Origin of the sequence: Gluconobacter cadivus (genome assembly GCF_015244745.1) — a bacterium.
GTDB lineage: Bacteria > Pseudomonadota > Alphaproteobacteria > Acetobacterales > Acetobacteraceae > Gluconobacter > Gluconobacter cadivus.
This window is the reverse complement of sequence record NZ_JABCQI010000001.1, coordinates 65,739-77,821: the sequence shown is the minus strand read 5'-3', so window position 1 is coordinate 77,821 and position 12,083 is coordinate 65,739. Positions and strand designations below refer to the sequence as shown.

Here is a 12,083-nt window from a genome sequence, read left to right as displayed (position 1 = left end):
ACGGTCAGGACGCAGCCATCTCGCAGACGGCTTCTTCCACCACAGCCGGGCGCATCGTGCCCATTTCGGCTTCGGACTGCACCATCGGAGACATTCCGAGCGCGGAGAGAAGCTGGCGGTCGCGATGTTCGGCCGGGTTAGGCGTGGTCAGGAGCTTTTCGCCGCAGAAGATCGAGTTCGCACCCGCGAGGAAGCACAGCGCATGGGCTTCGTCGGTCATGTTTTCGCGGCCTGCGGCAAGGCGGACATGGCTTTCCGGCATCATGATGCGGGCCGTGGCGATGATGCGGACGAAGGTGATCGGATCAACGGCTTCGGCCTCGCCCAGCGGGGTGCCTTCAACGCGGACGAGCAGGTTGATGGGCACGCTCTCGGGGTGCTTGGGAAGGTTGGCGAGCGTCATCAGTAGGCCGGCGCGGTCGGACAGGTCTTCACCCATGCCCACGATTCCGCCACAGCAGACATTGATTCCCGCGTCGCGCACGTTCGAAAGCGTGTCGAGACGCTGCTGATAGGTACGGGTGGAAATGATGGAGCCGTAGAACTCTTCGGACGTGTCGAGATTGTGGTTGTAATAATCTAGGCCCGCCGTCTTCAGGCGCTCCGTCTGCTGCGCGTCGAGCATGCCGAGCGTCACGCAGGTTTCCAGCCCCAGCGACTTCACGCCTTCGATCATCTCACAGACGGTGTCGAGGTCATGATCCTTCGGCGTGCGCCAGGCGGCGCCCATGCAGAATCGGCCCGCACCGGCTTTCTTGGCAGCGCGTGCTTCCTTCAGGACGGATTCCACGGCCATCAGGCGCTCGGCCTTGACGCTTTTTTCGTGAAGCGCGCTCTGCGGACAATAGGCGCAGTCTTCCGGGCAGCCGCCCGTCTTGATCGAAAGAAGCGTGGAAATCTGCACTTTCGTGGGGTCGAAATAGCGGCGGTGAAGGGTTTGTGCGCGGTACATCAGCTCGGGGAAGGGCAGGCTGATAAGGGCTTCGACTTCGTCGCGGGTCCAGTCGTGGCGGACGTCTGGGAGGGGCGTATGGGTGGCCGTCACGGATCAATCTCCAAGGGTTGCTGCATCACACCTACCCAAAATTGTCCCACCGTGTCATCTGATCGTCACTATTGGTGAGCCGGAAAACGGACGAGGTTGCAGAATGAAACACTGGCATATCGATCAGATGGACTGGAACTCCTTTGATCCGTCCCGCGTGGACCCCGAGATTATCCCCCTCGTGAAGGCTGCTTCCGTGGTGGAAAAGAACGGTCTCGATTATGCCGAATATCTGCGTCGCGTTTTTGTGGGAGACCCGGATTTCAGTGCTGCTGCTGCAAACTGGGCCGTCGAAGAAGTTCAGCACGGCGATGCGCTTGGCCGCTGGGCCATGCTGGCCGATCCGTCTTGGAACTATGAAAAGGCTTTCGACCGCTACCGTGCGTCCTACAAGATCGACGCCGATGTGGATGCTTCGATCCGTGGCTCCCGCACTGGCGAACTGATTGCGCGATGTATGGTCGAAACCGGCACGTCGTCCTTTTATACGGCACTTGCGGACGCGACGGACGAGCCATTGCTCAAGGCCATCTGCAAGCAGATCGCAGCGGACGAATACCGGCATTTCAAGCTGTTCTACGATCACATGCGCCGTTATCTGAAGCGCGAGAAGCTCGGCGTGTGGGCACGGACGCGCATTGCCTTGGGCCGTGTGACGGAAAGCGAAGACGACGAACTCGCCTCGGCCTATCACACGACCAACGAGCCACCGGGCATGGCCTATGACCATCAGCGCTGCATCGCGGCCTATATGTCCAAGGCGATGGGCTTCTATCAGCCCAAACATATCGACCGCGTGACGGCGATGATTTTCAAGACGATCGGTTTTACGCCGCATTCGCGCTGGCAGAAGCTGGCATCTTCGCTGGTCTATCGGTTGATCCAGTGGCGCCGGAAAGTTTTCAGGAAACAGGTTCAGGCCTGAGGACTTCCACGCAACATCCGGAAACTGGAAAACAGAAGACGAAACCGGGCGTCTGTGCCATGAAAGACGCCTGATTCTTTCGCCTGCGTCCGGAGATTTCGATGACCGTTTCCGCCATTTTCTCCCGTCGTGCCGTCTACGGCGCAACCCTGTCCCTCTGTGCCGCCGGACTGTATCAGTTTCCGACAGCGAAAGCGGACCCTTATTCCCTGCCGATCGCGTCCTCCGGTCCGGTCAAAACCGATACGGTGAGCCCCGCCACCCTGTCTGCCCAGCAGTTGGCCAAACAGGTCGGCTATGCGCAGTTCACTGCTCCAGACTGGCGTGTTGGTCCGGTCCGGCACATGGTCATGTTTCGCTACACCAAGGATTCCACAACGGCCCAGCGTGCTGAAGTGTCGGGCCGTTTCCTGCATCTCGCGCAGGACAGCCGTCGTTCTGATGGCAAGCCGGTTGTCGTCAGCATCGAGACCGGCTTTCAGAATAGTGGCGAGGGGGTAGATGCCGGTCTTCAGCAGGCATTTCTTGTGACGTTTCGTTCCGAAGGAGACCGGAATTATTATGTCGGCAAACCTGTCGTAACGGACGTGGCGTTCATTGATCCCGCCCATGAAGCCTTCAAGGAATTTGCCGCGCCTTATCTCGAAAAGGTCGTCGCTTTCGATTACCCGGTCGCGGCTGTCGTGACGCCGGAAGGTACGGGCGCAAAATCCAAAAAAGTCCACAAAACCCGCTGAGCGGAGCGGAGGCGTTTTGTCCTTTTGACGAAATGATACTTTATACCTCATTCTAAAGGCACCACTCTGGAATGAGGTACATTGTGAAACGATTCCTTACGTCACGACATACTCTGAAATATGGGGCCAGCCTTCTCGCCCTCGCTGGAGGCCTGATGGTTTCCGGTGCACAGGCTGCTGGCTACAATGCGGGCTGGGGCTTTGATGAAGCCGGGATGAACCGCGCCGTTGAGCCGGGCAACAATTTCTTCGAATATGCCAACGGTACCTATCTCAAAAACCTCAAAATCCCCGGGGATATGAGCAGCTACGGCCCGTTCCGTATCCTGTATGAACTCTCCCTGTCGCGTCAGAAGACCATTCTCGACGAAGCCGCAAAGAAGGTTACTGAACAGCCCACGGACGACATGGGCAAAATCGGAACCTATTACGCCAGCTTCCTTGACCAGAAGGCCGTGGACCGCCTTGGGGGCAAGCCTCTTGCAGCTGATCTTGAAATAATTCGTAACGTTAACGATGGCAAGTCACTTGCCGCAGCGTTCGGTGCGTCTCTGAAGTCCATGATGTTCTCCACGTTCCAGATCGGCGTGGAGCAGGACCAAAAGGACCCGGAACGGTATATGCTGATGCTCGATCAGGGCATGAGCATCGGCGTGAGCGGTGGCCTCGGTCTGCCGGACACGAGCTACTACACAAACCCCAAGCTGGCGGACAAAAAGAAGGCCTATCAGGCCTATATCGCCAAGATGCTGACGCTTGAGGGCTGGCCGGACGCTGCAAAGAACGCGCAGGCCGTGGTTGATCTCGAAACGGCTCTGGCCAAGGTCGAAGTGCCGCGCGACCAGACCCGTGATCCGCTCAAAATTTACAACCCGATGCCGGTGTCCGAGCTTCAGAAGCTCGCGCCGGACTTCGACTGGGTCACGTTCCTGACCAGCGCCGGCCTTCCGGCAGAAGGGCTCGAAAGCCGCAAGATCGACGTGCGTGAACCCGCCGGAATCAAGGCGATGACGGCCGTTCTCAAGGCTGCTGACCCTGCGACGCTGCGCGCCTGGCTGGCGTTCCATCTCGGAGACAATGCTGCCGGTTATCTGTCCAGCAACTTCTATGATGCGTCGTTCGACTTCAACAGCCATACGCTGTCGGGCGTGGCGCAGCAGTCTCCGCGCTGGAAGCGTGCCGTGCGCGTGACGAATGGTGCACTGGGTTGGGCACTGGGCCGCGAATATGTTGCGCGCTATTTCCCGCCTTCCGCACAGGCGCAGATCACGGATCTGGTGCAGAAGGTCAAAGCGTCGTTCCATGACCGTCTGGAGCACAACAGCTGGATGGACGAGCCGACCCGCAAGGCCGCTCTGAACAAGCTGGATCATTTTGCCATTCAGGTCGGTTATCCGAAAAAATGGTGGGATTACAGCAAGCTCGACATCCGCAAGGGCGACGTCTACGGCAATGCCGTGCGTGGTGCGGCGTTCAGCTGGCAGCACGATCTGGACAAGCTCGACAAGCCGGTTGATCGTGACGAATGGGGCATGACGCCGCAGACGGTGAACGCTTATAACGATCCGACCATGAACGAGATCGTGTTCCCGGCTGCGATCCTTCAGCCCCCGTTCTTCGATCCGAAGGGCGATACAGCCGTCAATTACGGTGGTATCGGTGGCGTGATCGGCCATGAAATGAGCCACGGCTTCGACGATCAGGGTCGTCACTACGACGAACATGGACGTCTGAACGACTGGTGGAGCAAGGCGTCTACAGAGGCCTTCCAGAAGCTGGCCGACCGTCTGGCCGCGCAGTACGATGCACAGGAAGTCCTGCCGGGCCTGTATGTGAACGGCAAGATGACCATGGGCGAGAACATCGCGGATTCCGGTGGTCTGAACCTCGGCCTTCAGGCTTATCATGACTCGCTGCACGGTCAGCCCGCGCCGGTCGTACATGGTCTGACGGGCGATCAGCGCGTGTTCCTTGGCTGGGCGCAGGTCTGGCGGGAGAAGGACCGTCCGGATGCGCTGCGTCAGCAGGTTCTCTCCAACGAACACGCCCCGGCGATCACGCGCGTTAACATCCCGGCTCATAACATTGATGCCTGGTATGGGGCGTTTGATGTAAAACCCGGCCAGAAGCTCTATCTGGCACCGGATCAGCGCGTAAAGATCTGGTAAGGTCGTGACAAACTGGAACGTGGGGCCTAATCACGGTCTCACGTTTCAATTTTCTGCCTGACGGACCCATTCTCATGACACAAATGACGATCGGCCATCTGTACACCTCGTTGCATGCGGGATGTGCCAGCGCGGTCGCGCGCGTGCTTGAGGCCTATGAGGTCGAGGTCGAGTATGTCGATCTTGATCCCGATGATGTCGAAGATGCGCTGGAACAGGGGGAGGTCGACCTTCTGGTTTCCGCTTGGTTCCCGCGTGACGAGCGTCTCGCCGGCCCGGGCCTTCGGGTTCTGGGAGACCTCTATCAGCCGGTTGTCAGCTTCGCAGCCTTGACGCCGCTGGGCGCTGTCGGAACCCTGACTGCAACGGATGTGGATCGGATCATCGTGGCCGATGACAGCCGTCAGGCATTGGAAGAGGCGCTCAAGCAGCTTCCGGCGCTTTCGGTTCTGTCTATTGAAAGCATTGGCGAGGGTGCTCTGATCGAGCGTCTGGAGAAGGCTCGCGATGCTGGCGAAAGGCCGCTTGTGGTTGCAACACAGCCGCACGCTGTGTTCCATACCGATCTGCTGACCGTGCTCGAAGACCCGTCGCGTCTGCTTGGTGGCGAGATGTCTGCGCGGATGATCCTGCGTGAGGATGTGGCGCGTCAGGCGGACAGCGATCTGCTGGACGAACTTTCGGAAATGATGCTGGGCAACAAGGTCATGAGTGCCCTCGATTACGTCATTTCCGTTGACGGGCAGGACCCTGAGAGTGCGGCTGAAGCGTGGCAGCGCGGCCGTCTGATCGGGCGCTGATATGTAAGGGGGCGCGGGAACCCGGCCCCCTTTTTTCTGCTCTCAGCGGAAGACGAGGCCACCGTCGATCAGCACAGACTGACCCGTCATGTAATCGGCGTCGCTGCTGGAGAGATAGGCCACGAAACCTGCGACATCATCGGCAGTTTCCACGCGGCCCAGAGCAATTCCCTCCACATATTTCTTGTAGGTCGCGCCCACTTCCGTGCCGGTGATTTCGGCCATGCGCTGGTCGATCGTGACCCACATATCGGTTCCGACAATGCCGGGGCAGTAGGAATTGACCGTGATTCCCGAAGACGCCAGTTCCTTGGCTGCTGACTGTGTCAGGGCGCGGACGGCGAATTTGGTGGCGGAATAGGCGCCCAGAAGCGGGTAGCCTTCATGTCCGGCAATCGAACAGGCATTGATGATTTTGCCTTTCGTGCCCTTTTCCTGAAAAATCTTCGCAGCGGCCTGAATGCCCCACAACACGCCCTGCACGTTGATGCTGAAGATCTTTTCGATCTCTGTCGGCTCGATCTCCAGAACCGGTTTGACCTGACAGATACCAGCATTGTTGACCATGATATCCAGCCCGCCCAGCGTATCCGCGGCTTCGCGCAGGGTCGTGGCGAACCGGTCGCGGTTGCTGATATCGGCCGTAAGCGCGACGGCACGCCGTCCGAGGGCTTCAACCTCCTTGGCGGTCTGGGCGAGAATGTCCTGTTTGACGTCCAGCAGAATGACGTCCGCGCCATCTTTGGCCAGACGAAGTGCGATGGCCTTGCCGATGCCCTGGGCGGCACCCGTGACGGCAGCTACTTTTCCAGAAAGGGACATTGAAAAAAGATCCTTCGATTGTCCGTCATCCGCATGTGAATGCCATGACAGCCCAAACCATCGGTTCTTTATTTTCGGGATTCCACAAAAAATCGCCTGTTTTCTAAATGTTACACGGAATTGTGTCGGTCTGGAGAAGCTCTGCCCGCAGAGCTGGCGAAGGACGTAATTTTCATAAACCAGCTCTGGTCATGGAAGGCAGGGACTGCAAGAATGCGTTAAATAAACGTTATGACACGGCTTCGGCGGGAATTAATGAGCCATTCTGAAAGTATTAGCGCCGTCTTTGAAACTTTCGGTGGCATCAGCGATGAGGAATGGCTTCAGGTTTTGGTGTCGTCAGTGCACATTCCTGAAATTCAGGGTGTGAGGATGCCGTCCTTCCCCCCCGATGACCTGCAACGGGAAATTCATGGGCATCATGGAGAAATTTCCATCCACGAAGCGCATGTCTTCTTCCGGGAAATCAAGGCGTACTGTGCTTATGCCGGGCGGCCGGTTCGTCCCGAGACACGTCTTTTGGACTTCGGTTGCGGCTGGGGACGTATTGCCCGGCTGTTCATGAAAGATATCCGGCCCTCCAATCTGTATGGCGCGGAAACCACGGACCGTTTTCTCATGGCGGCGCGACTGAGCAATCCGGCGCTAAATTTTCTGGGCTGCGATCTGGTGCCGCCTATGCTTCTGACGTCGGAGAGCTTTGATCTGATTACGTCATGGTCAGTGTTCTCGCATCTGGACGAGTTTCTTGCGGGGCACTGGGTGCGGGAGTTTCACCGTCTGCTCAGACCGGGCGGGATTCTGGTCATGACGACGCAGAGCCGCCGGTTCATCGCCTTCTGCGCCGAACAGCGGCTCAAACGTGCCTCGGGTATCCGCCTGGAGCATCCGTGGCATGAAGCCTGTGCTGACAGTTTCACGGATGAAGCACGTGCGAATGCGGAATTCGAGGCTGGGCGTTTCCTTCACGCAGCATCCTCGAAACCGCCTCAGCCCCAGTCGCATTATGGTGAGGCGATCATTCCGCGGAATTACATCATCAAGGCATGGGGCGGTCTGTTTCGTCTGATCGAATACATGGACAATCCCGTCCGGTTGCCACAGGTCCTGATTGTGATGCAGAAGATCGGATAGTCATCGTTTGTCACGAAGATGTGGCAGAGCGGGAGGAGAGGGGCTTGAAAAAAACCGGCATCGGCATGGGATTGCTCGCAGTTCTTCTGGTCGCACCGTTTTCCAGCGTTTCTGCCGAACCGGAAGAAACTGTCACAGTTACTGGCCAGCACGCTATGCGGGTCGGGAGCTACAAGGGTATTTACCGGGTGTATGACCGGTTTGACCGCCTGCCGGACAAGGCAGGGAAAAATCTGTCGCTGCATTTTCTGGGCGATATCGTGCCTGACCATGCTGCACCGTCTGAGGCGCGGGTCGTCCTCCATACCAAAGAGGGCGATATTCCGCTTTTTGTTGGTCAGGATCGGGAGATGCATTTTCCCCGTTCCGCGGCCCTTCTGGCGGAAAATCCTCCCGTTCTGCTGACGCTGCCACCCAACCGGAAGGTCCAGCTTGAGCTGGCGATCGAGGTCGATCCTCTCCCGGTGCCGTCTTTTACAAAAGAGCAGGCCGTGGGCTGGATGGGGGAGATCAATGCCGCCATCCGCGATTTCTTTGGCGTAATCCTTGCTTTTCTGGCGCCTGATGCACATCGGCTGAAGATTGATGTCGCTCCCGGCGCGCGTTTTGAAGCCGTGGAAAACGGAACGGCGCGGCTTCTGGTCGATAATCAAGGTGCGGTGCCTTACACATTCATTCTCCGCCCGCAGGATTATCAGAATGGCACCGTATTCCGTTCCGACAGGCCGTTTTCCATGATCCGTGTGAAAATTCCGACTGATGAATTCTTTACGCTCAAGCGTAAAAACTGATGCCGGATTTGACAGATGGAGCGTGAGGACGCATCACGCAAAACCTTAAATTCACTGCCAGCAGGGGGATCCATGTCGGTTCACGCGTTCGTCTTTCCGGGACAGGGGAGCCAGTCCGTCGGGATGGGACAGGCCCTTCACGAGGCTTTTGCATCCTCGCGTGCGGTTTTTCAGGAAGTGGATGAGGCGCTTGGCGATCATCTGTCGCGCCTGATGTTCACTGGTGATGCGGATGAACTGACGCGGACGGAAAATGCCCAGCCCGCGCTGTTCGCGGTTTCGCTGGCCGCCGTGCGTGCTCTGGAAAGCGAAGGCGGTTTCAAACTGGCGGACAAGGCAGCCCTGTTGGCCGGGCATTCGCTGGGTGAGTATTCCGCTCTCGCCGCTGCTGGCACGCTTGGGATTGCGGAAGGTGCGCGTCTGCTGCGTCTGCGTGGTCAGGCCATGCAACGCGCTGTTCCGGCCGGGGAGGGCGGCATGGCGGCTCTTCTGGGTGTGGATGCGTCTCAGGCCCGTGCGATCTGTGACGAGGCCTCCCAAGGCGAGACGCTGGAAATCGCCAACGACAATGGCGGTGGTCAGATCGTTGTGTCCGGTGTGATGAGCGCCATCGACCGTGCCATCGTTGTCGCCAAAGAGCATGGCATCAAGCGCGCCGTGAAGCTACCGGTCTCTGCACCTTTCCATTCGTCGCTGATGGCGCCTGCCGCACGCGAGATGGAAGATGCACTGGCGACTGCGACGCTGAATGCGCCGTCCGTTCCCGTGATTGCCAATGTCACGGCTGCCAAGGTGACCGATCCGGCAACCATTCGCGAACTTCTCGTGAAGCAGGTGACGGGCACTGTGCGCTGGCGCGAGAGCGTGCAGGCGATGGTGGCAATGGGTGTGACGAACATGCACGAGCTTGGTGCGGGCAAGGTCTTGTGCGGTCTGGCACGTCGTATCGCTCCCGAGTTGGCCACAAGCAATGCCGGAACGCCTGCCGAAATCGAAGCCCTGCTCAAGACCCTTTAAGGACAACCGATCATGTTCTCTCTTACCGGCAAGACGGCCCTCGTAACGGGCGCATCAGGCGGCATTGGTGCCGCGATCGCCCGCCAGCTTCATGAACAGGGCGCGACGGTCGTGCTCAGCGGCACGCGTGAAGCGGCTCTTCAGGAACTGGCCGACAGCCTGGGCGAGCGCGTCCACATCGCCGTCGCCAACCTGTCCGATCCCACCGAGGCCGACGGTCTCGTGGCCAAGGCCGAAGCCGCTGCGGGCGCGCCGCTGGACATTCTGGTCAACAATGCCGGTCTGACGCGCGATACGCTGGCCATCCGCATGAAGGACAGCGACTGGTCGCAGGTTCTGACCGTCGATCTGGAAAGCCCGTTCCGTCTGGCCCGCGCTGCGCTCAAGGGCATGCTGCGCCGTCGTGCGGGGCGGATCATCTCGATCGCCTCCGTGGTGGGAACGACGGGCAATGCCGGTCAGGCCAACTACGCTGCCGCCAAGGCCGGTATCGTGGGCATGAGCAAATCTCTGGCGCAGGAAGCCGGTCCGCGTGGTGTCACGGTCAATGTCGTGGCACCCGGTTTCATCGAAACGCCGATGACGGATGTGCTGCCGGAAGCAGTCCGCGAAAAGCTGGTTGGCTCTATTCCGCTCGGTCGGATGGGGAATACTGGTGACGTGGCGTCCGCAGTGGTATATCTGGCTTCCGAAGAGGCAGCATGGGTCACGGGTACGACCCTGCATGTCAATGGTGGCATGGCGATGGTGTGAATGCTTGGCCTTTTTGGTTAAAGCATGCTAATCGCGCGCTGCTTTGCCCGGCCTGCTGAAGGCTGATGTCCGGTTCTTCCGGCGGCAACGCCTCCCCTTCAACGGGGGCGGCCCTGCTCTGGAGGAACCACTGGGCTTCCGGACTGGCAGGCGGCAGTACGAGTTTTGATGTAACGCACCGGACGGGCAACAGGGTCCCGGATGGGCATAAGGAACGAACAGATGAGCGACATTGCTGACAAGGTAAAGAAGATCGTTGTCGAGCACCTCGGTGTGGACGAAAGCAAGGTAACGCCGGACGCGTCGTTCATCGACGATCTGGGCGCAGACAGCCTCGACACGGTTGAGCTGGTCATGGCTTTCGAAGAAGCCTTCTCCGTCGAGATCCCGGAAGATGCAGCCGAGAAGATCGCAACCGTCAAGGATGCCATCGACTATATCGAAAAGCAGAAAGCAGCCTGAGGCCAGTCCTCAGACTGACCGGGGCTGCTTTTTCGGCCCCGGATTCCTACCCCATTCAGGGGTGGAAGATCAGCCGGGCCTTGTCATGAGGTTCGGCTGCAAGACCCGGACATAACGTGAGACAAGAGGCATCGATGAGCGGGACTGCAACTAACGGGCGGCGTGTCGTCGTAACCGGTATCGGTGTTGTCAGCCCACTGGCTGTGGGCGCGGAACTGACCTGGAAGCGGCTGATCGAAGGACAGTCCGGCATTGGCCGGATCACGCATTTCGATCCCTCCGAACTTCCTGCCCAGGTTGCCGGACAGGTTCCGGACGGCCCGACGGCGGAAGGTGGTCTCACGTTGTCCGACTGGGTGCCGGTCAAGGACCAGAAGAAGATGGATCGCTTCATCCATCTGGGCCTTGCCGCAGCCATTCAGGCTGTCGAGGATTCAGGCTGGAAGCCTGAGGACGAAGACGATCGCTGCGCCACTGGCGTCATGATCGGCTCGGGGATCGGCGGTCTTCAGACGATTTATGACGGCTCCCTGACGGTTTCGAGCGGTAAGGCCCGCCGTCTGTCGCCGTTCTTCATTCCCTCGGCCCTGATCAATCTGATTTCCGGCCATCTTTCGATCCGCTACGGATTCAAAGGACCGAACCATGCGGTCGTGACGGCCTGCGCGACGGGCGTTCATGCCATTGGCGACGCCTCGCGTCTGATTCAGTATGGCGATGCGGACGTGATGATTGCCGGTGGTGCGGAAGCTGCGATCTGCTCGCTCGGCATTGCCGGGTTCTGCTCGGCACGTGCGCTGTCCACCGCTTCCAACGACGATCCAACCAAGGCTTCGCGCCCCTGGGACAAGGACCGTGATGGCTTCATCATGGGTGAAGGTGCCGGTGTAGTCGTGCTTGAGGAACTTGAGCACGCCAAGCGCCGTGGTGCGAAGATCTACGGTGAAATCGGCGGCTACGGCATGTCCGGCGATGCCCATCACATCACGGCTCCGGCTGAAGGGCATGAGGGTGCGTTCCGTGCCATGAAGGCCGCGCTGCGCAACAGCGGTGGCCTGACTACGGCCGATATCGACTATGTCAACGCGCACGGCACCTCCACCATGGCGGATGACCTTGAGCTTGATGCGGTCGAGCGCTTCTTCGGCGAAGACGCCAAGCGTCTGGTTATGTCCTCCACGAAGTCGGCCATTGGCCATCTTCTGGGGGCGGCCGGTGCGGTTGAGGCGATCTTCTGCCTTCAGGCCATCCGTGACGGCGTTGTGCCGCCGACCCTGAACCTGGATAACCCGGCGCGGGAAAGCGTGATCGATCGCGTGGCGCATGTCGCTCAGCAGCGCAAGATCGACGTCGCCCTGTCCAACAGCTTTGGCTTCGGCGGGACGAATGCAAGCATCATCCTCAAGCGCTTCAAGGACTGAGGAAGGGT

General features: G+C 59.2%; 12 protein-coding genes. 10 read left to right on the top strand and 2 right to left on the bottom strand.

Features of this window, described 5'->3' with window-relative positions:
- Positions 1–4: 4 nt before the first annotated feature.
- Positions 5–1,045: a biotin synthase BioB gene (gene bioB / locus HKD28_RS00345; RefSeq protein WP_194266433.1), complete on the bottom strand. Its 1,041-nt coding sequence runs from the start codon at positions 1,043–1,045 to the stop codon at positions 5–7.
- Positions 1,046–1,148: 103 nt separating this feature from the next.
- On the opposite strand from bioB, the gene HKD28_RS00340 reads away from it, so the two are divergent.
- The 4 genes from HKD28_RS00340 (at position 1,149) to HKD28_RS00325 (ending at position 5,675) form a co-directional block, all read left to right on the top strand.
- Positions 1,149–1,970, top strand: coding sequence for an acyl-ACP desaturase (locus HKD28_RS00340; RefSeq protein ID WP_194266432.1), 822 nt, complete (start codon positions 1,149–1,151; stop codon positions 1,968–1,970).
- A gap of 101 nt (positions 1,971–2,071) precedes the next feature.
- Positions 2,072–2,707 (top strand): Dabb family protein, encoded by a 636-nt coding sequence (locus tag HKD28_RS00335; protein ID WP_194266431.1) that lies wholly within the window; start codon positions 2,072–2,074, stop codon positions 2,705–2,707.
- A 71-nt stretch (positions 2,708–2,778) separates the two neighbouring features.
- A complete protein-coding gene (locus HKD28_RS00330; RefSeq protein WP_194266430.1) occupies positions 2,779–4,875 on the top strand; it encodes a M13 family metallopeptidase in 2,097 nt (698 codons plus the stop codon).
- A 74-nt stretch (positions 4,876–4,949) separates the two neighbouring features.
- Positions 4,950–5,675 carry a glycine betaine ABC transporter substrate-binding protein gene (locus HKD28_RS00325; protein ID WP_194266429.1) on the top strand — a complete coding sequence of 242 codons (726 nt, stop codon included), beginning with the start codon at positions 4,950–4,952 and terminating at the stop codon, positions 5,673–5,675.
- Between the two features lie 42 nt (positions 5,676–5,717).
- Here HKD28_RS00325 and HKD28_RS00320 read toward each other — a convergent pair whose 3' ends face one another.
- Positions 5,718–6,497 (bottom strand): acetoin reductase, encoded by a 780-nt coding sequence (locus HKD28_RS00320; protein WP_194266428.1) that lies wholly within the window; start codon positions 6,495–6,497, stop codon positions 5,718–5,720.
- 255 nt (positions 6,498–6,752) lie between these two features.
- Here HKD28_RS00320 and HKD28_RS00315 point away from each other — a divergent pair, with 255 nt between their 5' ends.
- From HKD28_RS00315 to fabF, 6 genes are all read left to right on the top strand, one after another.
- Positions 6,753–7,631, top strand: a complete 879-nt coding sequence (locus HKD28_RS00315) for a class I SAM-dependent methyltransferase (RefSeq protein WP_194266427.1) — start codon at positions 6,753–6,755, stop codon at positions 7,629–7,631.
- Between the two features lie 44 nt (positions 7,632–7,675).
- Positions 7,676–8,422 (top strand): hypothetical protein, encoded by a 747-nt coding sequence (locus HKD28_RS00310; protein ID WP_194266426.1) that lies wholly within the window; start codon positions 7,676–7,678, stop codon positions 8,420–8,422.
- 72 nt (positions 8,423–8,494) lie between these two features.
- On the top strand, positions 8,495–9,439 hold the full coding sequence (gene fabD, locus HKD28_RS00305; RefSeq protein WP_194266425.1) for an ACP S-malonyltransferase: 945 nt from the start codon (positions 8,495–8,497) through the stop codon (positions 9,437–9,439).
- Between the two features lie 12 nt (positions 9,440–9,451).
- Positions 9,452–10,192 (top strand): 3-oxoacyl-[acyl-carrier-protein] reductase, encoded by a 741-nt coding sequence (fabG, locus tag HKD28_RS00300; RefSeq protein WP_194266424.1) that lies wholly within the window; start codon positions 9,452–9,454, stop codon positions 10,190–10,192.
- 222 nt (positions 10,193–10,414) lie between these two features.
- On the top strand, positions 10,415–10,654 hold the full coding sequence (locus tag HKD28_RS00295; RefSeq protein ID WP_011253554.1) for an acyl carrier protein: 240 nt from the start codon (positions 10,415–10,417) through the stop codon (positions 10,652–10,654).
- Between the two features lie 134 nt (positions 10,655–10,788).
- Complete coding sequence (fabF, locus tag HKD28_RS00290; protein ID WP_062110332.1) at positions 10,789–12,075, top strand: beta-ketoacyl-ACP synthase II; 1,287 nt, start codon at positions 10,789–10,791, stop codon at positions 12,073–12,075.
- Positions 12,076–12,083 lie beyond the last annotated feature (8 nt).